Here is a 22,899-nt window from a genome sequence, read left to right on the forward strand (position 1 = left end):
TTAGGGCGGCAATGATAGCCGCTGGGCTGGCCAAGGTCAATCACTGTTCAACGAAACTGCCGGAAGCTTTCGGGTTTCTGCTAAAATGCCGCCCACGTACCCGACACCCCTTGGATGTAGTGCCCATTATGCTGATTCTTGGTATTGAAACCTCCTGCGATGAGACCGGTGTAGCCCTGTTTGACGCTCAGCGGGGACTGCTGGCCCATGCCCTTTACAGTCAAATCGGTATGCACGCCGATTATGGCGGCGTGGTGCCTGAGCTGGCCTCCCGGGATCATGTCCGCAAGCTGCTTCCTTTATGCGATGAGGTACTGGCTCAAGCCGGTAAAGCCCGTTCCGATATCGAAGGTATCGCCTATACCGCCGGGCCGGGGTTAGTGGGTGCCCTGATGGTGGGCGGCTCGGTGGCGCATGCCTTGGGGTTTGCACTGGGGATTCCGGTGTTGGGCGTGCATCATATGGAAGGTCACCTACTGGCGCCCATGCTGGAGGACAATCCGCCGGCGTTCCCGTTTGTCGCGCTGCTGGTGTCCGGTGGCCATACCCAGTTAGTGCGGGTGGATGGCATTGGTGAGTACCAGATGCTGGGTGAATCGGTGGATGATGCCGCCGGCGAGGCGTTCGATAAAACTGCGAAAATGCTGGGGCTGGATTATCCGGGTGGCCCCCGGGTAGCTGCCCTTGCGGAAAAGGGTCGAGAGGGGCAGTACCGTTTTCCCCGCCCGATGACCGATCGTCCCGGCCTGGATTTTTCCTTCAGCGGCCTGAAAACCTTCACCCTGAACACCGTGAACGACGCAAAAGATAAAGGTACGCTGGATGAGCAGGTAAAAGCAGACATTGCTCTGGCGTTCGAAGCTGCGGTAGTTGATACCCTGGTCATCAAATGTCGCAGAGCCCTGGAGCAAACAGGGTGTAAGCGGCTGGTCATTGCCGGCGGGGTCAGCGCCAACAAGCGGTTGCGGGCGTCACTGGAAGCCATGGCAGAAAAGCTGCGTGGTTCAGTGTTCTACGCTCGTCCGGAGTTCTGCACCGACAACGGTGCCATGATTGCCTATGCCGGTGCGCAGCGGCTAAAGGCCGGTCAGCAGGATGGCGAGCGGATTGTGGCGGTCCCCCGGTGGCCTATGAACACTTTGCCGCCAGTGGCGGAACCGCGTCAGAACGGCCTCGTGGACTAGCCTGATCAGACGCTAGAGTCCGGTTTCCCGCCCCTGGGCCAGGCGAATCAGGTTGTTGCGGTGACGCACCACAATCAGCAGGGTCAGCAGTCCGAACAGGGGCAGGGTTTCCGGTTCCAGCAGGGCGCTGATGAGCGGGCCGCTGGTGATTGCCACCAGAGAGGCCACGGCTGAAATGCGCCAGCGCCACATTACGCCCAGCCATAAGCCTGCCATGATGGCGGTGGTGAGCGGCGCCAGTGCCAACCCTGCCCCGAGGGCCGTTGCAACACCTTTGCCCCCTTTGAACCGATAGAATGCCGGGATCATGTGTCCGGTCACCGCGCACAGGGCAATCATGGCCTGCACCAGAATGGACATGCCAAGGCTTTGACCGAGCCAGACGGGCAACCAGCCCTTGAACGCATCCAGCATCAGGGTTGCCAGCGCGGGTTGCCAGCCACCTGCCCGGTACACATTGGTGGCTCCGGGGTTGCCGGAACCCAGGGCGCGAGGATCTGGCAGTTTCCAGAGGCGGCACACTGGTATCGCGAACAGCACGGAACCCGCCAGATAAGCGCTGGCGCAAAGCAAGACAATCGCAACGGGTTGGCTAAAGACGTCCATGGCGTAACCGCTGTACAGAGACTGGGCCCTGTGTTCTGTGAGAAAATGCCGCCCGCATCAAGGCAGGCTGGTTGTCCGTCACAGTATCGTCTGCCTGTGTAATATTCAATCAGCCATCAGTGGAAGGCTCGGGAGACCGATTTGGCAAATGGCAAATGGGACACAGTCCTGATCGAAGGACTGGCGGTGGAAACCGTGATCGGGGTGTACGATTGGGAACGCGAAGTCACACAGCGGCTACTGGTGGATCTGGAACTGGCGTGGGATAACTCGGTGCCCGGCGCCAGTGACGATGTTGCCGATGCACTTGATTACGCCGCCGTTAGCGAGCGGGTCAGTCAGTGCCTGCAAACGCTGCAGCCGGAGTTGCTGGAGCGGGCCGCAGAGGAAGTTGCCCGTTTGCTGCAGGGCGAGTTTGGCGTGCGTTGGCTGAGGCTGACGTTGAGCAAGCCCGGTGCTGTGCCGGCCGCACGCTCGGTGGGCGTGAGAATTGAGCGGGGGGCACGGGCATGAAACGTGTATACATCAGTATCGGCAGTAATATTGAACGCTATCGCCATGTCAGCGCGGCGCTGGATGCTCTGGCCGGTTGGTTTGGAGAATTGGCCATTTCTCCGGTTTACGAGAGCGAATCGGTCGGCTTCGATGGCTCGGATTTTCTGAACCTGGTGGTGGGTGTGGATACCAATATGTCGGTAGGAGAGCTTTCCCGGCGCTTCAAAAAACTCGAGGCAGACAACGGCCGCAAAGCTTCGGCGCCCAAGTTCAGTCCAAGGACTCTGGATCTGGATATTCTCACCTGGGGCGATGCGACCGGCACCCTTGATGGGGTTGAACTGCCCCGGGCTGAAATCCTAAAAAACGCATTTGTCCTGAGGCCGCTGGCCGATATTGCTCCGGACGAATTGCACCCTGTGTGCGGAGAGAGCTATCGCAGCCTCTGGCAGTCTTACCAGAAGGACCAGAAGCTCTGGCCCGTCGATTTCACCTGGCAGGGGCGTCAGATCTCAAGTTCCGGAGCGGTCGCGGAATAACCGGATCAGGTTGTCGGTGGCGCTGTCTCCAGCGCTGCCATCTTCACTCTCGCCCAGCAGTTTCGGAAGAATTTCGTTGCCAATCTGTTTGCCCAGCTCCACGCCCCATTGATCAAAGCAATCAATATCCCAGATCACGCTCTGCACGAAGGTGCGGTGTTCATAAAGTGCAATCAGTGCCCCCAGGGTGTGCGGAGTCAGGCGTTCCATCAGCAGGATGTTGCAGGGCCGGTTACCGGGAATGGCCTTGTGTGGGGCCAGCTGGCGGGCGGCATCACCATCAAGACCGCCGGCCAGCAGTTCCTGTTCGGCCTCTGCTTCCGTCTTTCCGGCCATCATGGCCCGTGCCTGAGACAGACAATTGGCAAACAGAGCAGCATGGTGGCTGGCCACCGGATTGTGGGACCTCAGGGGAATGATGAAGTCGGTAGGAATCAGCCGGGTACCCTGATGAATCAGTTGGTGATATGCGTGCTGGCCGTTAGCTCCCACGCCGCCCCAGAGCACGGGCCCGGTAGGGTAATCCACGCTGATGCCATTCTGGGTTACGCGCTTGCCGTTACTCTCCATATCCAGCTGCTGAAGGTGCTCCGGCAGGTATTTCAGGTATTCGTCATAGGGCAGTACCGCATGGCTCTCGGCGCCCCAGAAATTGTTGTACCACACGCTGAGCATGGCCATGATTACCGGCAGGTTTTCCCGCTCGGGCGCTTCCCTGAAATGGGAGTCCATGGCATGTGCACCGGTGAGTAGCTCCCGGAATGCCGCCATGCCAAGCGTTAACGCAATCGGCAGGCCGATGGCGGACCAGAGGGAATAACGACCACCTACCCAATCCCACATGGGAAAGGTGTTGGCGGGTTCGATGCCGAACCGGGCCGCTTCTTCGACGTTGGCCGTGACTGCCATGAAATGCTGGGAGACGGAGGCTGCGTTGCCACCATTATCGAGAAACCATTGCCGGGCGAGCAGGCTGTTCTCCAGGGTTTCCTGGGTACGGAAGGATTTTGACTGCACCAGAAACAGCGTGGTGTCCGGATTCAGGCATGCCAGGGTTTCGGTAATGTCGGTGCCATCGATGTTGGCGACAAAGTGACAGTTAATGGAGCCCTGCCAGTACGGGCGTAGCGCCTCGACGGCCAGCTTCGGCCCGAGAAACGAGCCTCCGATGCCAATACTGACAACGTCGGTAAAACGGGCGCCGGAGTGGCCGGTGCGTTCACCACTGTGAATGCTTTCAACCAGCGCTTCCATCTTCCCCAGTGTGCGATGGATTTCGGGAATGACGTTGTCGCCGTTCACCCGAACCTCGCCCTGTTCACCCTCACGAAGGGCGGTGTGCAGGGCGGGGCGTTGTTCCGTGAGGTTCACCAGACCGCCCCGGAACAAGGCCGTACGACGTTCCTCCAGACCACAGGCCCGGGCCAGGTTGAGCAGAGCCTCCAGCACTTCGTCCGTCAGCCGGTTGCGGGAGAAATCCAGCGACAGGCCGGCACCCTCTACCAGGTAACGCTGGGCACGGCCCGGATCCTGCTGAAACAGCTCCCGCATGGGTAGATGTTCGAGCCGGGCTTTGGCGTCGTTGAGAGCTTGCCATTCTGCTCGGCTGGTGAGCGCAGGGTGTTTCTCAGGCATCAGGGGGTCCCTTCCGTTGTCTGGGGGTGAGGCTCCATAGTGAGGTTTCAGCGCGTGATCGAGAGGTTATCAATCAAACGGGTGGTACCCAGGAACGCTGCGACCAGTAGTGTGAGCTCGCGGTCATCCTTGCTGGCGGGCTTCAGGGTCAGGCTGTTGACGATGTTGAAGTAGTCCGGCCTGAGCCCTGCCTCAGACAGTGCATCGCGTGCCTCCTGCTCGAGGATGCTGTAGTCGGTGCGTCCCTGTGCCAACTGGTCAGCGGTATGACGGAGTGTCCGGAACACCACCGGAGCGATGCCCCGCTCCTGCTCGGACAGATAGCCGTTACGGGAGCTTTTCGCCAGGCCATCGTCTTCCCGCACCGTCGGCGCGCCAATCACTTCCACCGGAATCATCAGATCCCGGGCAAGTTTGCGTATCACCGCCAACTGCTGAAAATCCTTTTCGCCAAACACGGCAATGTCGGGCTGGACCATGTTGAACAACATGGTAACCACGGTGGCCACGCCTTCAAAGTGGCCCGGCCGGCTGGCGCCACAGTGGCCCTCGCTGACTTCGGGAACCACCACCTTGGTCTGATTGGCGAGCCCTTCCGGGTAGATCTCTTCAACGCCCGGGGCAAAGACCAGAGTATTGCCCGCTGCCGCCAGCTTTTCCTGGTCTTCAACCAGGGTTCGCGGGTAGGTGTCCAGGTCTTCATTGGCGCCGAACTGCATCGGGTTCACGAAAATACTGGTGACGACGATATCGGAGGCCTCGGCCGCCTTGCGCACCAGCGAGATATGGCCCTCGTGCAGGTTGCCCATGGTGGGTACCAGACCGATGGTCTTACCCTGCTGGCGATAGCCCCGCAGAATCGTGCGCAGTTCTTTGAGTGAGTGTACGGTTCTCATGCCTTGAACGTATGCTCCTCGGCTGGGAAAGTGCGTGCTTTGACGGCTTGGGCATAAGCCGCAATGGCTTCCGGGATGGAGTCGGTCTCGGCGAGGAAGTTCTTCACGAAACGGGGTTTGCGGCCGGTGGTGACGCCCAGCATGTCGTGCAGTACCAGTACCTGGCCATCGGTATCTGAGCCTGCTCCGATGCCGATGACCGGCGCCTTCACGGCCTGGGTGATACGAGCGGCGAGCGGGGCCGGTACACACTCCAGCAGGATGAGATCGGCACCGGCGGCTTCCAGTTCGCAAGCATGCTCAATCATGGCCTCGGCGGTCTTCTCATCACGTCCCTGTACCTTGTAGCCGCCGAACTTGTTGACGAACTGTGGCGTCAGGCCCAGGTGGGCACAAACAGGCACACCACGTTCACTCAGGGCTTCGATGGTGTCCTTCATCCAGTCGGTGCCTTCCAGCTTGACCATGTGGGCGCCGGCGCGCATCAGCTCCGCAGCATTGTCCAGTGCATCGGCAACGGTACCGTAAGACATGAACGGCATATCGGCCATGATCAGGGCGCCTTTGTTACCGCGGGCGACACAGCTGGTGTGATACACCATCTGATCCATGGTGACCGGGAGCGTACTGTCGTGGCCTTGCAGCACCATACCAAGAGAGTCGCCAATCAGGATGACATCAACGCCAGCCTCGCTGACAACCTGAGCAAAGGTTGCATCATAGGAGGTCAGTGCCGAGAAGGCTTCGCCTTTTTGCTTGTATTCCCGCAGGGTATTGATGGTAACTGCCATAGGATCCTTGCCTTTTGGGTGGATGGGCCAGTTTTGGACCGGGGTCGACCGGTGCTCAGAGCGTTAATGTAAATCCCGGATATATCAGACACAAGAGTAGCATGGTCTTCCGCACCTGGGTGCCATGAGGAACCTGGTCAGGGGTGCGCCTGGGCTGGCAGCTTGCGCAGCTGGTTGTCCGGGCAATCTCGGCGCAGTTCCGCAACGGTGGTGCCGTCCGGCAGTGCCAGTTCCGGGGCCAGGTCCAGCAGGGGTTGCAGGACGAAATCACGGTTGGCCAGTTCCGCGTGGGGAACGGTCAGGCGCGCGTCGTTGAGGGTTGTCTGACCAAACAGCAGCAGATCCAGATCCAGGGTGCGTGGTCCCCAGTGCCTCAGCCGCTCACGGCCGTGGGCCTGTTCAATAGCTTGCAGGCAATCCAGCAGTTCGTGGGCAGAAAGATCGGTACGCAGATGAACGGCACCGTTCACGAAATCTGGTTGATCCTGCGGGCCGACGGGGCGGCTGGCATAGAACGGAGATTGCGCGACCAGTGTGGATTTGGGTAAGCCCGCGAGTTCCGACACGGCTCTTGCCAGTTGGGCTGCAGGCTGTTCCAGATTGCTGCCCAGCCCAATATAGGCATCGACTGTCATGGCTGGGGCGGTTTTCTTGCAGGTTTGCGCTTGCGACGGCGCTTTTTCGGACCACCGGAGCCCAGCTCGGAAAGCATTTTTTCCTGCGCACGCTCATCCGCCTGCTGGAATTCCGTCCACCATTGCCCGAGGCCCGGCTCAATTTCGCCCGCGGCTTCCCGCACCAGCAGAAAATCGTAGGCCGCCCGGAAGCGCGGATGGGTCATGGTACCGAACGCACGTTTGCCCTGGCGACGGGGTAGCCGCATCTGCAGTTCCCAGATTTCTTTCATGGGGCCCGAGAAACGTTTCGGTATTGCGGTTGCCTGCACCTGGCGCCCGATTACCTTGCCGATGGCGCCGTGCAGCGCGGGCTGAACCGGATCGCCATTGTCCTGGCGCCTGCGCCATTCCACCTGCAGAGCCGGCCAGAGCATGGCCGCAAACAGGAAATACGGGGTCACTGATTTGCCCTGGGCAATCCGGGCATCGGTGTTGCGAAGGGCTTGCAGTATCAGTTCATCGGGTTCGCCGGCATCCAGTGCCCGGGCGGTCTCCGGGAACAGTGGGGCCAGCAGCCCATAATCCTGAAGCAGGCGATAGGTTGCCTCGCCGTGGCCGGCGGAGAACAGTTTGAGGACTTCATCGAACAGCCGGGCCGGAGGGATGTGCGCCAAGAGCGGGGCCAGCTCCCGAATGGGGGCCTCTGTTTCCGGTTCAATCTCAAAATCGAGTTTGGCCGCAAAACGAATGGCGCGCAGCATTCTCACGGGATCTTCCCGATAGCGGGTTTCCGGGTCGCCAATCAGGCGGATCTGACGGTTTTTCAGATCCTGCACGCCGTTGGCAAAGTCGATAATGGAGAAATCCCGGATGCAGTAATACAACGCATTGATGGTGAAGTCGCGCCGCAGTGCGTCTTCTTCCTGATTGCCATAGACATTATCCCGCAGTAACAGACCATGTTCACTGGTCTTGTGCTCGTCGTCGGCCAGGTCGTCATCGGTATCCCGGGCATTACCACGAAAGGTGGTTACTTCGATGATTTCCCGCCCAAACACCACGTGCACAATGCGAAAGCGGCGACCAATCAGGCGGGAGTTCCGGAACAGGTCGTGAACTTCTTCGGGTGTTGCGTTGGTGGCTATGTCGAAGTCTTTGGGTTGTCCGCCAAGGAGAATGTCGCGAACGCCACCGCCCACCAGATAGGCCTCGTAGCCGGACTTGTTCAGACGGTGCAGTACTTTCTTGGCCGGTTCACTGATCATGGAGCGGGAGACATTGTGCTGATCCCGCGGGATCTCCTGCCGCTGGTAGTGGCGGGCTTTCTTCTTCCCGTTGCCGGGAATGAAGGAGCGTAGTTTTTCAACAAGTCGTTTAGGCATGGAATTCCGTGTTTGCGAAGCGCAAAAACGGGGATTTTAACGGTTTGCGCAGGAATTGCACATGTTTGACGGAAATGCCAGTGAATAAAGTGGTCATGGAGGCCTGTTGAGGGAAGACTGTTTTTGGCAGTCCGGAAAATCAAAAGGCGGATCCGTTTTCACGAATCCGCCCTGAAAGCGTTGACGATCTGCATTGTTTTTGTTGTTGCCGGGATTCTTTTTGATTCTTTTACCCCACTGTGTTGTCCCCAAGATAAGGACCTTAAGCAATGCAAACGGAAAGCTTTGAATACATAGAGCGGCCAGGAACACGGTGCGGGTTATGGGAGTATCTGCAGTGTCGCCTGGAAGACGATTCTTCTCTACATCTACAACTCGCACGTGTCGTGGGACCCCTAAAAAGCATAGTACCCAAAACACTCAGTTCGCTTGCACCCTGTTCTTGTTTTTGTTGCCGGGCGCTCGTGCAGCTATTTGTTTTTGTTTTGGCGCTGCGTTGTCACTTTTGTTTTTGTTGTTGTGCGCTTATTAGAGTGCAGTGGTCGTGCCAGTTTTTGAAAGGTCTTTTTAAACAAGGGGTTGTGGAAATGAGGTGTGTAAGTGTTACCCCGTATCTCCTGAAAGTGTTACTTGGGTCTCATGATCTGGACAGGAAGTGTTACCGAGAGGAACAGGTGGTAACAACTGATTCTAGGTTCATTCTTTGGGTCAGGCTTTTTTGCGGGGAATGCCCAGGCGTTGCCGACGCTCCCAAAGTGACTTCCGGCTGATGCCCAGCTTCTGTGCCAGCTCGGTCTCGCTCATCCGGTCCTGATTTTCAAGCACAAAGTGTTGGAAGTAATCCTCCAGCGACAGATCGTTGGACGAATCAACATCCCTTGCAGGAGTTTGTTCATTATTACCTTCAACCAGGGTTTCCGGGATGTACTCGTCGGCGGAGTCGCTGTCCAGGTCCAGCACCGCCGGGGTAATGACATCGCCATCGGTCAGGATTGAGGCTCGTTCGATGGCGTTTTCCAGTTCCCGGACGTTGCCGGGCCAGCGATAGCGTTCCAGTGCCTGCATGGCCTCGGGGCTCAGAGACAGCTCCGGACGACCAAGCTTGCTGGCCTGGCGTTTCAGGAATCGGCGAGCCAGGCCCAGAATGTCGGCGCGACGTTCCCGCAGGGGCGGTATGCGGATCTGCATCACATTCAGTCGGTAGTAAAGGTCTTCCCGGAACTCGCCGGTTCTGGTCATGGCCTTCAGGTTTCGGTGGGTTGCGGCGATCATCCGCACATCCACGGTCCGGCTCTGGGTGGAGCCTACTTTGCGAATCTCGCTTTCCTGCAACACCCGCAGCAATCGGGCCTGGGCTTCGGCAGGTAGTTCGCCGATTTCATCCAGGAACAGACTGCCGCCGTCTGCCGCTTCAATCAGCCCGGTGCGGGCCGAGACGGCGCCGGTAAAGGCGCCTTTCTCGTGGCCAAACAGTTCCGATTCGATCAGGCTTTCGGGAATGGCAGCGCAGTTTACGGAGATGAGCGGTTTGCTGGCTCGCGGGCTGAGCAGGTGCAGAGCCCGTGCCGCCAGTTCTTTACCGGTACCGGATTCGCCCTGGATTAGCACTGTGGTCTCGGTGGGGGCGACTTTGCGAATCAGGGTGAACACCTTCTGCATGGGCTCACACTGGCCAAACATGATCTCGGATGGGTCCGAGTCGGGCCCGCTCGTGCTGGCGGCATCACCAGAACCGGTTGTTTCATCGGAAGCCGAAGACTTGCGTGCCAGAATATTCTCTACAGCCGCGAGCATTTCGTCATGGTCGAAGGGTTTGGCAATGTAGTCCACGGCGCCCATCTTCATGGAGTCAACCGCGGACCGCAAACTGGCATAACTGGTCATGATCAGTACCGGCGTGTTGGGGGCGCGGTTGATCATTTCCGTACCGGCGGCGCCTGGCAGGCGCAGATCGGTGATGACCAGGTCGAAGCTGTCCGGGTCGAGGCCCTCGGCTTCTTCTACCGAGACAGCATCTGCCACCTCATAGCCGGCGTGCTGGAGAAGTTTGCGAACCGCCGAGCGGATAATGTCTTCGTCTTCAACAATCAGAATACGGGGCATAGGGTGTTCACGACCTTTCGTTCGGGCTGCTGTAACCGCTGTCGGTATCAGGCTCGTAGGCAGGCAGGCGGAGTCTCACGCAGGTGCCCAGGCCGGTTTCCGGATTGGCCGGGCTTTCCACCTGAATGTTGCCATAGTGCTCTTCAATGATGCTGTACACCAGTGACAGGCCAAGTCCGGTTCCTTTGTTGGGGGCCTTGGTGGTGTAAAACGGTTCGAAAATATGATCCAGCTGGTCTGCCGGTATGCCGGAGCCTTCGTCAATGACCTCGATGATAGCGGAGTAGCCGTCGGCCTTTCCAGCAACCCGGATGGTGCCGCCGTCTGGGGAGGCGTCCCGGGCGTTGGCCAGCAGGTTGATGAATACTTGTACCAGCCGTTGTTCATCTCCCAGCACCTGCAGGCTGGCGGGGCACTCGTTCAGAAAACTGATGCCGAGCCCCTTTTCGCTGAGTGACAGCAGGTTGATGGATTCATCAATGCAGCGGTGCAGGCTGACCGGCTCATAACGGTTGGCATGGGCGTGGTTGCCGGTACGTGCGAAGTTCATCAGCGACTGCAGGATGGTGGAAATGCGTCGGGTCTGCTGCTGGATCTGGTCTGCAGTTTCCAGAATGGACGGATCATCGGTTTCCAGTTTCAGGTTCTGGGCCAGAGACGAGATGCCGGTGACGGGATTACCGATTTCGTGAGCGACGCCGGCCGCGAGGCGCCCCACGGAGGCCAGTCGTTCGCTGTGCATCAATTCATCTTCCAGCAGGCGGGTTTCGGTCTGGTCCTCCACCAGGATGATCGAGCCGCCTTCGGTGTGATCCGGGCCGCTCAGTGTCGCCTTGTGTAGGTTCAGCCAATGTGGCTTGCCGCGAAGATCCAGCCTGTGCTTGTAGCGGTGCAGGTCGTCGCCTCGATTGAAATCGTCCAGCAGGGCGTGCCAGTGCTCCGGCAGGGCCAGCAGCTTGGCCCCGACCACTTCCTCGGCGGAAATGTTGGTGAGGCTTTCCATGGCATGATTCCACATCAGAATCTCGCCGTCTTCACCCACTGAACAGGCGGGGATGGGCAGGTTCTGCAGGGTCTGCCGGTAGTGGCGGCGAAGGTTGTCCAGTTCACCGGCCAGGCCGGTGAGCTGATTCTGGTAATCGCCCAGCGCTCGCTCCACATAGCGAATATCCTGCCCGGTACCTCCATGGGTGAGCGGTTTGAAGCCCAGGTGGCGCTTGACGATGTCCCGGGCGACCGAAGGCCCCAACAGGCCAGACAGGTTGATTTCCACTTGATCCCGCAACCGCCGCAACTGGTAAGGCCGGAACTCGACATTGGGGAGCTTGAGCTGGTTCAGGGCCCGCTCCACTTCCCGACGGGCGACCCGGATGCCCAGTGGCTCGGCCAGTTGCTGCACGAATTCGTTGGAGGATGCTGCCAGCAGTTCCCTCCGCTGCGGCCGGGACAGGGCGCCGAGCGAGCACGCCTGAGCGGCACTGGTTTCCTCCGGTGATGCCGGGCTGAGAATTGAGATCAGCGCGAACACACTGATGTTGGCGGTCAGGCTGACGAAGGTGAACAGGTGCCAGTTGTCGTAGCCGGGCGTAACCGGCAGCTCAAGCCAGGACAGGATGTCTGCCGCCACCGAGAACGGCAACACCAAGGTGATCAACCAGATGAACAGGCCGGTAAACAGGCCGGCAATCAGGCCACGGCGGTTGCCTTCGGGCCAGTAGATGACGCCAAGCGCGCCCGGCAGCAGCTGCAGTGTGCCGGAGAGCGAGATGGCGCCCAGAATAGACAGGTCCAGGTGCTGGCCAATGGTTTCATGGAACAGCAGGGCCAGAAACAGGATGACGGCAATCAGTAGGCGTTTGACCCACTGCAGCCAGCGATAGATGTCACCTTGATCCCGGGGCGTCTTGAGCGGCAGAACAACGTGGTTAAGCACCATGCCGGACAGGGCCAGGGTACTGACGATCATCAGTCCGCTGGCGGCGGAAAGCCCGGCAATGTACATGGCCATGGTCAGGACGGGGCTCTCCAGGGCCTGGGCTACGCCGATACTGAAAAAGGCCGGCGGAGCGTCAACCGACAGCGCCTGGCCACCCCAGACAATCAGCGGCACCGGCAGGCCGACCAGCAGCAGGTACAGTGGCAATCCCCAGCTGGCCTTCGCGAGGGCACGGGGGGACGGGTTCTCACTGAAAGTCATGTGGTACATGTGGGGGAGCACCAGGGCCGCGGCGAACGACATCAGCAGCAGTGCCCGCCAGCTTCCGTCATTAATTGCCATGGTCATGGTGGCTTCCGGATGTGAAGTTTCCGCCAACCAGGCCTCAAGCCCGTTGGTACCACCGAAAACCGAGAACAGGATAACGCCGCCTAAAACCAGGAGGACAACCACTTTCACCAGGGAGTCGAAGGCGATGGCCAGTACCAGCCCCTGGTGGTTGCCGGAGGCCTGGTGGCGACGGGCGCCGAACAGCATGGTGAACAACACCACAATCAGGCTGAACATGACGCTGATGACTTTCGGCGGCGCATCCGGGGCGAGCAGGCTGGCGGAAACCGAGACTGCCTGAATCTGCATGCTCAGCAAGGCCAGAATGGCTGCAGCCGAACACAGGGTGACCAGGGTGCCCGCCCACTGGCTGCGGTAACGATAGGCAAAAAGATCGGCCAGCGACGTCAGCTGGTAGGCGCGGCCTATGCGGAGAATCGGGTTGAGCAGAACCGGTGCCAGCAGGAAGGCGCCGCTGATGCCAAGGTAATAGGCCAGGAAGCCGTAGCCGGAGTCTGCCGCCATACCAATGGCGCCGTAAACGGCCCAGATGCCCGCATAAACCCCAAGGCTGAGGGTATAGATCAGTGGGTGGCGAACCCAGCGGCGCAATAACGTGCCCCGTTCGGTGCCCCAGGCAATGCCGAACAGAACGATCAGATAAAGCAGGCTGGCCAGCAGCAGGCCGGTGGCGCTAAAACTCATTGGGATCCCGCCGCCATTCCAGCCAGAAACCGATGGCAATCAGCCCGCCCCAGATCACGAAGGGGCTGTACCAGGCATTCTCCGGCGATGTCCACCAGTCCAGAATATTGGGCGAAAAAATGTAGATAGCCAGTACCAGCAGAAATACCAGGCGGTAGATATACATCGGGTTATCGGTCCGAACGCGAAAGTGTCCCGCCGGTTATACCACGGGCCTGCCCGGATGTCAGGGGAATGGCGCTCCGTTGCCAGTGGGCCTCGGCCCAACTGAGAACCTCTTCAACCGTGGCACGAGAGAGTGTCGGCTCCGGTTGCTGCCCCAGGGCCTGAAGTGCCAGAAACAGATTGCGGGCAGGGTGATCGTCATCCAGGGCCGGAGCGTGGGTCTGCTTGCTGAGTTTCTGGCCTTGTTCGTTGACGATTACCGGAATGTGCAGCCAGTGGGGTGGCTCGGCACCCAGGGCCCGGAAGACCTGTTGTTGCTGCGCGGTCATGTCGAGCAGGTCAGAGCCGCGAACCACATGAGTGATGCCCTGGTCGATATCGTCGACAACGACTGCCAGCTGATAGGCGTAGAAACCTTCCTTGCGCAGAATGACCGGATCGTCCAGTTCGGCGTGCACCATCTGTACCTGGGGGCCAAGCAGATCGTCCTGCCAGTGACTTGCTTCCTCTTCGAGGGCAAAGCGAACGGCGTGTGGGCCATCCCCGGGGCTGGTGTCACCTCGCCGGCACCGATTGGGATGGTAGCCGTGGTTGTCTTTGAGTTGTTTGCGTGAGCACCGGCAGCGATAGGCTTTGTTCTGCGCCAGCAGGGTTTCGATGGCACTTTGGTAGGCGTCGTGTCGCCGGGACTGGAAGCGGACGGATTCGTCGGGGAAAAGGCCGTGGCATTCCAGTGAATGCAGTATCTGGCCGGTGGCTTCCGGGGGCTCCCTTAGTGGGTCAAGGTCTTCGATGCGAACCAGCCAGTCACCGCGGGCAAGCTTTGCTTCCAGCCAGCTGGCCAGAGCCGTGACCAGGGAACCAAAGTGCAGTGGGCCGGTGGGGGAAGGGGCAAACCGCCCGCGATAACGTGAAGTCGCCATAGGCGTAGAAGGGCCGGCGGAGGACACGCCGCCGGCCCGGGGCAGCGTCAGATGCCGGTCTGGCGTTCGCGAATCTCAGCCAGGGTCTTGCAATCGATGCACAGAGTGGCCGTCGGACGGGCCTCCAGACGACGAATGCCGATTTCCACACCACACTGGTCGCAAAAACCGTAGTCGTCCTTGTCGATACGATCGATAGTCTGGTCGATTTTCTTGATCAGCTTCCGCTCGCGGTCGCGGGTGCGCAGTTCCAGGCTGAACTCTTCTTCCTGGGTTGCGCGATCGCTGGGATCCGCGTAGTTTGCTGCGTCTTCCTGCATGTGGTGCATGGTGCGGTCGACTTCTTCCATCAGCTCCTGCTTCCATTGCAGCAGCAGATCTTTGAAGTGCTGGAGCATTTCCGCACTCATGTAGTCTTCACCCTTCTTCATTTCATAAGGGGTGAAGTTGGTAAAACGTTCGCGTGGTTGTTCTGCAGTGTTTGCCATTGAACCCGGCCTCTTGTTTGTACTTCACAAGAACGCTTTGCTTCCCTCCGCGCCAGTGTGGCTGCGCGGTTTTACCCTGGATAGCATTCGTCCTGAAACGGGAATTTGCGGAAAATAGCAGATAAGTCACAGGGGTGCCAGCCTTGTGACACGTACTTTTTGCGGAGAGCACATGAAGTTTCCTGAACCTTTGGTAGAAGGGCGGCTGATTCGCCGCTACAAACGCTTCCTGGCGGACGTGCAATTGCCGGATGGCACTGAGGTAACCGCCCACTGCCCCAACACCGGTTCCATGCTGGGGTGCCAGCCGGAAAATGCCCGGGTGTGGTTGAGCCGGAGTGACAATCCCAAGCGTAAGCTCCAGTACACCTGGGAGCTGGTGGAGACTGCGCCGGGGGTGCTTGCCTGCGTGAATACGGCACGCCCCAACGCCCAGGCCCGCGCCGCTATCGAAGCCGGGGTGGTGCAGAGCCTGGCCGGCTATTCCCAATGCCGGGCAGAGGTGCGTTACGGTTCGGAAAAAAGCCGGATCGACCTGTTGTTGTCTGGCCATGACCACGAACCCGATGCCTGGGTGGAGGTAAAAAACGTTACTTTGGCGGAAGGAGGGGAAGGTTATTTCCCGGACGCCGTCACCGAGCGCGGTCAGAAACACCTGCGGGAACTGATGGCTCAGGTGCAAGAGGGTGATCGGGCGGTGCTGTTTTTTGTGGTGAACCACACCGGGATCGAGCAGGTCCGGCCTGCGGATCATATTGATGCCCGCTATGGTCAGCTGCTTCGAGAAGCCTGCGAAGCAGGGGTGGAGGTGATCGCCTATCGGGCTGCACTGGCCGGTGAAGATGGCAACCCTTCGGGGCGCCTGGAGCTGGTTGAGGAGGTGCCGGTCAGTCTGGAACCCTGACCTGCACCTCACCATCGTGCAGGCGAATGTCCAGGGCGGAGAGCGCATCGCCCTGGCAGGGGCCCGCAATGCATTCACCAGTACCGGGCTTGAACAGGGCGCCGTGAGTGGAGCACTGGATAAACAGATTGTCGCTGTCCATGAATCGGCCCGGCATCCAGTTCAGTTCAATACCCAGATGAGGGCAAACGTTAAGGTAGGCCCGGGGAGTGGTGCCATCCAGAAAGGCGAAACCGGTGAGGGGCATGCCGGCCGGTTCTTTCGCTTTCTCTTTCAGGCGAAATTCCAGGAACTGGCCGGGAACAAGCTCGCTCGCCGGCGCGACGGTTTGCCAGTTGGCTAAGTGAGCACTCATTTTGGCAGGATGGCGTAACGCATGCGGGTGCCGTGGTTGAGTGACATCACAATTTCATCGGCTTCCAGGCGGTGCGGGAAATAGCAGCCGGAAATCTTGGCGCTGGCAATGCTGGCACCTTCCATTCTCGATTTCGAGAAATCAATGCCGCGGAGGTCGGCGCCGCGGAAGTAGCCATGGCGGAAATCCAGGCCCTTTGCGTCCATGCCGCGCAGGTCCAGCCCGCGGAAATCGCCATGGGCGAAGCTCGGAAGCTCGCTCAGTTTGGCTTTCTCGGCATTAAAGGCGTCCATATCCTCGCTACGGAGCAGGTCGTACAGGGGGTGGTCTATATGCTGGAGATCGCTTTCCTGAATATCGTCCATCTTGCACCTCGCACGGACAGCAGGGTTTGTTTTTAGTGTCAGTATAGTGCGCCCTGCCAAAATGGCAGGGCAGCTCGGATCAGGCCGGGCCGGCCATGCCCAGATGCTGGCGGATGCGATCAGCAACCGCCTCGGCAACGTGCTCATCCTCGGTGTGCAGGTGCACCGTGTGGGTTTTCTCCTCAGTGGTCAGCGGCTCAAACCAGCTTTGCTGAGCATCCAGCAACTCTTCCGTTGCCTCCGAGGCATCACCTTTGCGTTTGCGCACCCACTCTCTGCGCAGAGCTTCCGGCGCCTCGCAATGCAGCAGAGCGAAGGGCACCCCCTGATTTTCGGCCACACCGGCAAACTGAGCCCGCTCCTTCTCTTTCAGGCAGGCCGCATCGACAATGACAGACAGCCCTGAAGCCAGCAGCTCTCCGGCCAGCTCTGCCAGATGCGCGTAGGTTTTTTCGGTTGCTTCCGGGCTGTAAAGATCGGTACCCAGGCCCGATTTGCTGTCGTCCAGGGGCCCCAGACCGTGCAGGCGCTTGCGCTCTACGTCAGAGCGCAGCCGGATTAGCCCGAGTTCCTCCGCCATGGCGGCACTCACGCAGGTCTTGCCGCTGGCGGAAAGGCCGGTGGTGGCCAGCAGGTAATGATTCGGTATGGCGCCGTAATCCTCCGCCAGTTGGGCGTAGCTCCGGTAACGCTGCATCAGGTCGGTTTTCTCGGCCTCGCTCAGGTTCGGGTTGCCCAGGGTGAACAGGGCGATTTTGGCCCGCACCATGGCGCGGTACGCCTTGTACAGGGGGAGTAAGGCCAGGCCTTCAAAATCACCGCGGTATTCCAGATAGGTGTTCAACACCCGGTTCGCCAGCGCCGGTTCCTGGCGGGATTCCAGGTCCATAAGCAGGAAAGCCAGATCATTTATCACGTCGATCCAGCGGAACGGCTCGTTGAACTCAATGCAGTCAAACACCGTCACCTGATCATTGAACACGGTAATGTTGGCCAGGTGCAGGTCGCCATGACACTCGCGCACCAGCCCGTTTTCCCGTCTGTGGGCGATTAAGTCCCGGCAGCGTTCGAAGGTGGTGCGGGTCCAGTCTTCCAGGTTGTCCAGCTGCGCCAGTAACCCGGCATCATCCAGCATGGGGCGGATCTGGTCGAAATTTTCCTGCATGGCGGCATACACCGCCTCCGGGGTGCCCAGGGGTTTTTCATCGGAGACCGGTGGCAGGCTTCTGTGAAAGTCAGCAACCTGGCGGGCAAGATTGGTGAGTAGGTCTGCAGGCAGGTCGCCGCGTTCCTGGCGCACATCAAACAGCTGGCTCTGATCGAACTGGCGCATGCGAATGGCGTACTCGAAAGGGGTGCCGTCACCGCCCAGGCGAGGTTGCTCCGGGGTACCGGTAATAGGCACCACCTCCAGATACAGTTCGGCCGCCAGACGGCTGTTCAGGCGCAGCTCTTCCTCGCAGAAGCGTTTGCGGCGTTCCAGGGTGGAGAAATCCAGGAACCCGAAATCCATGGGTTTCTTGATCTTGTAGGCAAAGTCACCGGTGAGCAGAACCTGTGAGATATGGGTCTCAATCACGCGGAAATCCTTAACCGGATGATCGTAGAGTTCCGGGTTCTGCAGTGCCTTGATCAGTGTATCCGGGCCGTTGGCGCTCACGTTGTGCTCCTGGAATCCTTGAAGTTGTTGATTTTTCGTTTTTTGGAGGGCTCCACTATAACGGGCAGATTACAGAAATAACACACACCAGACCTGCCGATAGCGGTGCCCCCTTCGATATAATCCTGCCATGAGTAAAAAAACGCCTCCCCGCAAGAAAAAAACCGAATCCAGTCCTCGCCGCAAACGCTCCGGTCTCTGGCGCTTGCTGTTTCGCGCAGCTGCCCTGTGCCTTGTGCTGCTGGCGGGATGGATGGTCTATCTCGATGCCGTAGTGACCTCTCGCTTCGAAGGACGTCGCTTTGAAGTACCCTCCCGGGTGTACGCCCGGCCTCTGGAACTCTACGACGGTGCCGGTATCAGCGCCGCCGCGCTGGTCCGTGAACTGGAGCTGGCAGGCTATCGCTCGGGCGACGGTCGTCGGCCCGGAACCTGGCAGCGAAATGGCGACCGTTTTGTCATCAGCACCCGGGGTTTTTCTTTCCCGGATGGCAAGGAGCCCAGACGGCGTCTGTCACTGGTGGTTCGTGGTGATCGGGTAGATTCGTTTTCCGTGATGGAGGGTGACAGCTCTCCGATTGTTCGGCTGGAGCCGGCTCAGATTGGCGGAATATACCCGTCCCATCGGGAGGATCGGATTCTGGTGGAGCTGGATGAGGTGCCAGAGGCCATGATTGCCGGTCTGATGGCTGTGGAGGACCGGCAGTTCTACGAGCATTTCGGCATCGCGCCACTCTCCATTGCGCGGGCGATGGTGGCGAATATCAAAGCCGGTCGAATAGTTCAGGGCGGCAGTACACTGACCCAGCAACTGGTGAAGAACTTTTTCCTGACCCGGGAGCAAACCCTTCTGCGCAAGGGCAACGAAGCCCTGATGTCGGTATTGCTGGAGTTGCATTATGACAAGGACGACATCCTCGAAACCTACCTGAATGAAGTTTATCTGGGCCAGGCAGGCACTCGCAGCATTCATGGTGTTGGCCTCGCCAGCCAGTTTTTCTTCGGCGAGTCGCTGAAGGACATTGATGTCCACCAGATTGCCCTGCTGATTGGCATGGTTAAAGGCCCCAGTTATTACAATCCGCGCCGGCACCCGGAACGGGCAACGGCACGGCGTAACCTGGTGCTGGACGAAATGGCGGAGGCCGGGGTTATTTCCGGGCAAGAAGCCAGGGAGGCGAGTGCACGGCCTCTCGGCCTCAGCGCAAAACCCTCCTATACCGATAATCGCTACCCGGCCTATATCGACCTGGTGCGCCGGCATCTGGCGCGGGACTACCGGGAGGAAGACCTTCAGAGCGAGGGCCTGAGAATATTCACCACCCTGAATCCGGAAGTTCAGCAGGCCGCTGAGAAGGCCGCAACCGATACCTTGCCTCGCCTGGCATCGGGAGAGGTGGCCGAGGCGCTGGAAGCGGCGGTGGTTGTCACCGCCAAGGATACCGGCGAGGTGTTGGCGCTGGTGGGGGGCAAAGACCCCCGCTTCGCCGGTTTTAACCGGGCAGTTGACGCCCGGAGGCCTATCGGATCGCTGGTGAAGCCGTTTATCTACCTGACGGCGCTGTCTCAGCCGGAGCGCTACACCTTGATTTCGCCGGTTCAGGATAAGGCCTTCACCCTCGAGTTTGACGATGGTCGGCGCTGGCAGCCACAGAACTATGATGGCAAGGAGCGTGGCCTGGTGCCCTTGCATGAGGCCCTGTCCCGCTCGTACAACCTGCCGGCCGTGCGTGTAGGGCTGGATGTGGGCATACCGGCGGTGCAGGAGACGCTGAGGGCCTTTGGGGTGACCACGCCTATTTCGGATTATCCGTCGATGCTTCTGGGTTCCATTTCCCTGTCGCCGGTGGATGTCGCGCAGCTGTATCAGGGCCTGGCAACCTCCGGTTTCAATACGCCCCTGCGTACCATTCGGGAAGTCACCGATGCTGCGAATGAGCCTTTGTCCCGGTATAGCCTGAAAGTGGATCAGGTGGCCGATCCTGCCGCGGTGCATCTGGTGCAGTACGTTATGCAGGAAACCATGCAGGAAGGCACGGGCCGGTCAGCCTACTACCGGTTACCGGATTCCCTGACACTGGCGGGCAAGACCGGTACTACTGACGATGGCCGTGATTCCTGGTTCGCCGGTTTCAGTGGCGACCTGCTGGCGGTCGCCTGGGTCGGCCGTGATGATAACGGCCCGACCGCGTTGACCGGGGCTTCCGGCGCCTTGCCGGTCTGGTCTGCCACCATGGCGCAGATTCCCCAGCACGGTTTCTCACCGGTGATGCCCGATGGCGTTCAGTATCACTGGGTGAACCCGGGCGAGCAGGCGCTGACCGGTGAAAACTGCGACAATGCCCGGCTGATTCCGTTTATCGCCGGCAGCGAGCCGGAACAGCACACAGGCTGCAGCGGCAGTCTTGGCCGGCAAATTCGAGGTTGGTTTGAAGGATTGTTTCAATGAATAAACAAGTGATTGTACGGTCAGCCTGCCTGGCCCTGTTTGTCGGCCTGGCCGGTGGTTGCGCCACCGGGCCCGGTGGCGGCTCCATCTATGTGCCCGTGGGGGGCGATGACCGCCGTTCGGCGCCGGAACCACCACGCACCAATATTCCTGATGAACAGGACGAACAGGTATGGCGCAAGAGTGAGCAACCGACGGTCACTGAGCCGGACTCGCCGAGCACCAGGGCGCCCAGCTACAGCGAATCTGGTGACCAGTTGCCGGCCGCCGCACTCACGTTGGTGCGTGATGCCGATCAGCGCCTTCGGCAGGGTGATTCCGCCGGCGCTATCGCCCGACTGGAACGTGCCCAGCGCATTGCGCCAAGATCTTCCGAAGTCTATTTCAAGTTGGCCGAGGCTTACGTTGCCGGGGACAATCTGGGGGCTGCGGAGCAGTTTACTCTGAAGGGACTCTCGTTGGCGGGCAACGATGAACGCATGCAGCGTTCAGGCTGGCTGCTGCTGGCGGATATCCGCCGGGCTCGGGGTAACGTGGCGGGGGCCGATCAGGCCGAGGCCCGGGCTGCGGCGCTGTAACTCGGGTTGACGGAATGAATGTTCAGAGACCGTCCCTGGTCTCTGAACGCCACAGCAAAATCAGGGCTGTGGTATGGGGTCTGCCACGGTTGTTTCACCGGCAACAACGGAGACGTTCTGTTGCCCATCAAACTCCAGGGTTTCATCGGTCTCGTTGTTGTCCAGCTGGCAGCTGTAGGCGATGGTGTACTGGCCTTCGGTCAGGAATGCTGCGGTCCACTCATAGAGAGATCCGGATTCCTGAGCGGTGACCGGAACCACCATCAACGGGTTGGTGCCATCGCGAGTGACGTTCAGGTCAATCGGTTCGACATCAGTGCCTTCGTAGACGTAGACCGCACCGTCGTACTCGCAATCCGCCAAAGTGTCTTCTACGTCGTCAGTGCCTCTTGTTTGGGCAATCGTTGCGTAATCAACGGTCCCCTCAATGGCGCCAACCTCCAGGTTGTCCACCAGTCGAAGCACGGGTTTGAGCATGTAGTCGGCCAGGGCCTGCCCCTGTGGGTCGACAATGGATTTGCGCACATCAAAATCGATGGTGAAGTTGTTGCTGGAATCAGCCGCCACCACGAAGTCGCCTTTCAGCTTCAGTCCACTCTGCTCACCTGAGGGAACGGCAAGGGTGAACTGGCTGTCGCCATTGCTTTCTTTGGTCACGTAGGAGTTGTCGGTGTCGATAATCAGCCGGATTTCGTTATAGACCCCGGCCGGCACTTCCTCGTTGGTGATCAGTGGCTCGGTTACGCCGCCTTGCAGCGTGAGCAGGTCAACCACACCGGTTTCATCAAGGTTGAACCCCAGCCAGTCACCGTCGGCCGGCTTGAGCCGGATGGCATTGAACGCGATGTTGACGCTGGACAGCTCCATGGTCGGGGCGTCGGTCAGTCCAACGGAGACCGAGCCGGTCTCACCCGATGATGAGGAACCGCCGCTACCACCGCATGCCACCAGTGCGCTGGCCAGCGCAGAAACGACAAATACTCTGCTCATTTGCTTCATAAAACCCTCCGGTTTTTTTGGTCCAGTTCTGGCCTGGTCGTTGGGTGCCAGTCAGAACCCAACGCAGAGGGTTTGAAAAAGGTTCCGGTTGCTGCATTAACATTCGGCCATAAATCCGTCATTATCGCCTGAAGTGCACACAGGGCGGGCGTAAGATAGACTGCCCTCTTCCAGAATTTCGATCAGGCAGTTGGTCTTTGGCAATTTTCCCTTTCCGCCCGTCCGCACAGAAACGTTTCCATCGGTTGGTTCAGCCCCACCTCGAGGGGATGTATGCGTTTGCCTACCGTTTGACCGGAACCCGTCAGGACGCTGAGGATCTGGTGCAGGATGTGGTCGTCAAACTGTATCCCCGATTATCTGAACTGGAGACGGTGGAACAGCTTCGACCCTGGCTGAACCGTGTGCTTTATCGTCAGTTTGTGGATTCGATTCGCCGCAGGGGGCGCCGTGCCGACCGGGCAGCCAGTGAACTCATGGAGGCGGACCACCAGGCGGATTGGTTCGATGCGCTGGAATCTCATGATGCCACGCCAGAACTTGTCTTCGATCAGTCGCGCCTCGGCTTCATGCTGGACGAGGCTATGGACCGGCTTTCGCCAGATCAGAGAACCTTGCTGCTTCTGCATGATGTTGACGGCTGGCGACAGGAGGATGTGGCCGAGGTACTGGGTGTTGCGGTTGGTACCGTGAAGTCGCGATTACATCGCAGCCGCGCCACGTTGAGAAAATACCTGCAGCAGCGCATGGAACCGGGAAGCGACGTCCGGCGTGTTGAGGAGTGAGGTGATGAC

22 protein-coding genes are annotated in these 22,899 nt (G+C 59.5%); 7 read left to right on the plus strand and 15 right to left on the minus strand.

Annotated elements, in window-relative coordinates:
• The first annotated feature begins 128 nt into the window (after positions 1-128).
• Positions 129-1,184, plus strand: coding sequence for a tRNA (adenosine(37)-N6)-threonylcarbamoyltransferase complex transferase subunit TsaD (gene tsaD / locus JIF53_RS14930; protein ID WP_011784191.1), 1,056 nt, complete (start codon positions 129-131; stop codon positions 1,182-1,184).
• Positions 1,185-1,196: 12 nt separating this feature from the next.
• Here tsaD and plsY read toward each other — a convergent pair whose 3' ends face one another.
• Positions 1,197-1,790 (minus strand): glycerol-3-phosphate 1-O-acyltransferase PlsY, encoded by a 594-nt coding sequence (plsY, locus tag JIF53_RS14935; protein ID WP_199453095.1) that lies wholly within the window; start codon positions 1,788-1,790, stop codon positions 1,197-1,199.
• A gap of 141 nt (positions 1,791-1,931) precedes the next feature.
• Here plsY and folB point away from each other — a divergent pair, with 141 nt between their 5' ends.
• Entirely contained in the window at positions 1,932-2,303 is a 372-nt protein-coding gene (folB, locus tag JIF53_RS14940; RefSeq protein WP_121208290.1) for a dihydroneopterin aldolase, read from the plus strand.
• A complete protein-coding gene (folK, locus tag JIF53_RS14945) occupies positions 2,300-2,824 on the plus strand; it encodes a 2-amino-4-hydroxy-6-hydroxymethyldihydropteridine diphosphokinase (protein WP_199453097.1) in 525 nt (174 codons plus the stop codon). The genes folB and folK (JIF53_RS14945) overlap by 4 nt, the downstream gene beginning before the upstream one ends.
• Here folK (JIF53_RS14945) and pgi read toward each other — a convergent pair.
• From pgi to dksA, 10 genes are all read right to left on the minus strand, one after another.
• On the minus strand, positions 2,798-4,459 hold the full coding sequence (gene pgi / locus JIF53_RS14950; RefSeq protein WP_199453099.1) for a glucose-6-phosphate isomerase: 1,662 nt from the start codon (positions 4,457-4,459) through the stop codon (positions 2,798-2,800). The two genes, folK (JIF53_RS14945) and pgi, sit on opposite strands and share 27 nt — an antisense overlap.
• Before the next feature lie 47 nt (positions 4,460-4,506).
• Positions 4,507-5,355 carry a pantoate--beta-alanine ligase gene (gene panC, locus JIF53_RS14955; RefSeq protein ID WP_011784196.1) on the minus strand — a complete coding sequence of 283 codons (849 nt, stop codon included), beginning with the start codon at positions 5,353-5,355 and terminating at the stop codon, positions 4,507-4,509.
• Positions 5,352-6,146, minus strand: a complete 795-nt coding sequence (gene panB, locus JIF53_RS14960) for a 3-methyl-2-oxobutanoate hydroxymethyltransferase (RefSeq protein ID WP_183580244.1) — start codon at positions 6,144-6,146, stop codon at positions 5,352-5,354. The genes panC and panB overlap by 4 nt, the downstream gene beginning before the upstream one ends.
• A gap of 137 nt (positions 6,147-6,283) precedes the next feature.
• The gene (gene folK / locus JIF53_RS14965) at positions 6,284-6,781 is read right to left on the minus strand and encodes a 2-amino-4-hydroxy-6-hydroxymethyldihydropteridine diphosphokinase (RefSeq protein WP_011784198.1); all 498 of its coding nucleotides are present in this window, start codon (positions 6,779-6,781) and stop codon (positions 6,284-6,286) included.
• Positions 6,778-8,145 (minus strand): polynucleotide adenylyltransferase PcnB, encoded by a 1,368-nt coding sequence (gene pcnB / locus JIF53_RS14970; protein ID WP_014420451.1) that lies wholly within the window; start codon positions 8,143-8,145, stop codon positions 6,778-6,780. Before pcnB ends, folK (JIF53_RS14965) begins: the two co-directional genes overlap by 4 nt.
• A gap of 708 nt (positions 8,146-8,853) precedes the next feature.
• A complete protein-coding gene (locus JIF53_RS14975) occupies positions 8,854-10,248 on the minus strand; it encodes a sigma-54-dependent transcriptional regulator (RefSeq protein ID WP_199453101.1) in 1,395 nt (464 codons plus the stop codon).
• A gap of 7 nt (positions 10,249-10,255) precedes the next feature.
• The gene (locus JIF53_RS14980; protein WP_206769615.1) at positions 10,256-13,219 is read right to left on the minus strand and encodes an ATP-binding protein; all 2,964 of its coding nucleotides are present in this window, start codon (positions 13,217-13,219) and stop codon (positions 10,256-10,258) included.
• Positions 13,209-13,385, minus strand: coding sequence for a hypothetical protein (locus JIF53_RS14985; RefSeq protein WP_011784202.1), 177 nt, complete (start codon positions 13,383-13,385; stop codon positions 13,209-13,211). Before JIF53_RS14985 ends, JIF53_RS14980 begins: the two co-directional genes overlap by 11 nt.
• A 4-nt stretch (positions 13,386-13,389) precedes the next feature.
• Positions 13,390-14,307 (minus strand): tRNA glutamyl-Q(34) synthetase GluQRS, encoded by a 918-nt coding sequence (gene gluQRS / locus JIF53_RS14990; protein WP_199453103.1) that lies wholly within the window; start codon positions 14,305-14,307, stop codon positions 13,390-13,392.
• 47 nt (positions 14,308-14,354) lie between these two features.
• Positions 14,355-14,795 carry an RNA polymerase-binding protein DksA gene (gene dksA / locus JIF53_RS14995; RefSeq protein ID WP_011784204.1) on the minus strand — a complete coding sequence of 147 codons (441 nt, stop codon included), beginning with the start codon at positions 14,793-14,795 and terminating at the stop codon, positions 14,355-14,357.
• A 172-nt stretch (positions 14,796-14,967) separates the two neighbouring features.
• Here dksA and sfsA point away from each other — a divergent pair, with 172 nt between their 5' ends.
• Positions 14,968-15,699, plus strand: a complete 732-nt coding sequence (sfsA, locus tag JIF53_RS15000; RefSeq protein ID WP_113880572.1) for a DNA/RNA nuclease SfsA — start codon at positions 14,968-14,970, stop codon at positions 15,697-15,699.
• On the opposite strand, the gene JIF53_RS15005 is transcribed toward sfsA, so the two are convergent.
• The 3 genes from JIF53_RS15005 to JIF53_RS15015 form a co-directional block, all read right to left on the minus strand.
• Positions 15,683-16,054, minus strand: coding sequence for a Rieske (2Fe-2S) protein (locus JIF53_RS15005; protein WP_199453105.1), 372 nt, complete (start codon positions 16,052-16,054; stop codon positions 15,683-15,685). The two genes, sfsA and JIF53_RS15005, sit on opposite strands and share 17 nt — an antisense overlap.
• On the minus strand, positions 16,051-16,419 hold the full coding sequence (locus JIF53_RS15010) for a pentapeptide repeat-containing protein (protein WP_011784207.1): 369 nt from the start codon (positions 16,417-16,419) through the stop codon (positions 16,051-16,053). Before JIF53_RS15010 ends, JIF53_RS15005 begins: the two co-directional genes overlap by 4 nt.
• A 79-nt stretch (positions 16,420-16,498) precedes the next feature.
• Complete coding sequence (locus JIF53_RS15015; RefSeq protein WP_199453107.1) at positions 16,499-18,079, minus strand: AAA family ATPase; 1,581 nt, start codon at positions 18,077-18,079, stop codon at positions 16,499-16,501.
• Between the two features lie 130 nt (positions 18,080-18,209).
• Between JIF53_RS15015 and mrcB the strand changes: the two genes are divergently transcribed.
• Together mrcB and JIF53_RS15025 are read left to right on the plus strand one after the other, a co-directional pair.
• Positions 18,210-20,528: a penicillin-binding protein 1B gene (mrcB, locus tag JIF53_RS15020; protein ID WP_199453109.1), complete on the plus strand. Its 2,319-nt coding sequence runs from the start codon at positions 18,210-18,212 to the stop codon at positions 20,526-20,528.
• Entirely contained in the window at positions 20,525-21,106 is a 582-nt protein-coding gene (locus JIF53_RS15025; protein ID WP_141068055.1) for a tetratricopeptide repeat protein, read from the plus strand. Before mrcB ends, JIF53_RS15025 begins: the two co-directional genes overlap by 4 nt.
• A 60-nt stretch (positions 21,107-21,166) precedes the next feature.
• Here the strand turns inward: JIF53_RS15025 and JIF53_RS15030 are convergent, their stop codons facing one another.
• Complete coding sequence (locus JIF53_RS15030) at positions 21,167-22,105, minus strand: DUF4382 domain-containing protein (protein WP_199453111.1); 939 nt, start codon at positions 22,103-22,105, stop codon at positions 21,167-21,169.
• 197 nt (positions 22,106-22,302) lie between these two features.
• Between JIF53_RS15030 and JIF53_RS15035 the strand changes: the two genes are divergently transcribed.
• Complete coding sequence (locus JIF53_RS15035) at positions 22,303-22,890, plus strand: RNA polymerase sigma factor (RefSeq protein ID WP_199453113.1); 588 nt, start codon at positions 22,303-22,305, stop codon at positions 22,888-22,890.
• The last annotated feature ends 9 nt before the right edge of the window (positions 22,891-22,899 follow it).

It is taken from the genome of Marinobacter sp. bablab_jr008, assembly GCF_016464145.1.
Taxonomy (GTDB): Bacteria; Pseudomonadota; Gammaproteobacteria; order Pseudomonadales; family Oleiphilaceae; genus Marinobacter; species Marinobacter nauticus.

Bases quoted from the DNA above. Each gene is read 5' to 3' on its own strand.
- sfsA (WP_113880572.1), top strand. From the start codon at position 14,968: ATGAAGTTTCCTGAACCTTTGGTAGAAGGGCGGCTGATTCGCCGCTAC.
- folK (WP_199453097.1), top strand. From the start codon at position 2,300: ATGAAACGTGTATACATCAGTATCGGCAGTAATATTGAACGCTATCGC.
- JIF53_RS14975 (WP_199453101.1), bottom strand. From the start codon at position 10,248: ATGCCCCGTATTCTGATTGTTGAAGACGAAGACATTATCCGCTCGGCG.
- tsaD (WP_011784191.1), top strand. From the start codon at position 129: ATGCTGATTCTTGGTATTGAAACCTCCTGCGATGAGACCGGTGTAGCC.
- JIF53_RS14985 (WP_011784202.1), bottom strand. From the start codon at position 13,385: ATGTATATCTACCGCCTGGTATTTCTGCTGGTACTGGCTATCTACATT.
- pgi (WP_199453099.1), bottom strand. From the start codon at position 4,459: ATGCCTGAGAAACACCCTGCGCTCACCAGCCGAGCAGAATGGCAAGCT.
- dksA (WP_011784204.1), bottom strand. From the start codon at position 14,795: ATGGCAAACACTGCAGAACAACCACGCGAACGTTTTACCAACTTCACC.
- panB (WP_183580244.1), bottom strand. From the start codon at position 6,146: ATGGCAGTTACCATCAATACCCTGCGGGAATACAAGCAAAAAGGCGAA.
- panC (WP_011784196.1), bottom strand. From the start codon at position 5,355: ATGAGAACCGTACACTCACTCAAAGAACTGCGCACGATTCTGCGGGGC.
- plsY (WP_199453095.1), bottom strand. From the start codon at position 1,790: ATGGACGTCTTTAGCCAACCCGTTGCGATTGTCTTGCTTTGCGCCAGC.
- gluQRS (WP_199453103.1), bottom strand. From the start codon at position 14,307: ATGGCGACTTCACGTTATCGCGGGCGGTTTGCCCCTTCCCCCACCGGC.
- JIF53_RS15010 (WP_011784207.1), bottom strand. From the start codon at position 16,419: ATGGACGATATTCAGGAAAGCGATCTCCAGCATATAGACCACCCCCTG.
- mrcB (WP_199453109.1), top strand. From the start codon at position 18,210: ATGAGTAAAAAAACGCCTCCCCGCAAGAAAAAAACCGAATCCAGTCCT.
- JIF53_RS14980 (WP_206769615.1), bottom strand. From the start codon at position 13,219: ATGAGTTTTAGCGCCACCGGCCTGCTGCTGGCCAGCCTGCTTTATCTG.
- JIF53_RS15005 (WP_199453105.1), bottom strand. From the start codon at position 16,054: ATGAGTGCTCACTTAGCCAACTGGCAAACCGTCGCGCCGGCGAGCGAG.
- folK (WP_011784198.1), bottom strand. From the start codon at position 6,781: ATGACAGTCGATGCCTATATTGGGCTGGGCAGCAATCTGGAACAGCCT.
- pcnB (WP_014420451.1), bottom strand. From the start codon at position 8,145: ATGCCTAAACGACTTGTTGAAAAACTACGCTCCTTCATTCCCGGCAAC.
- JIF53_RS15030 (WP_199453111.1), bottom strand. From the start codon at position 22,105: ATGAAGCAAATGAGCAGAGTATTTGTCGTTTCTGCGCTGGCCAGCGCA.
- JIF53_RS15025 (WP_141068055.1), top strand. From the start codon at position 20,525: ATGAATAAACAAGTGATTGTACGGTCAGCCTGCCTGGCCCTGTTTGTC.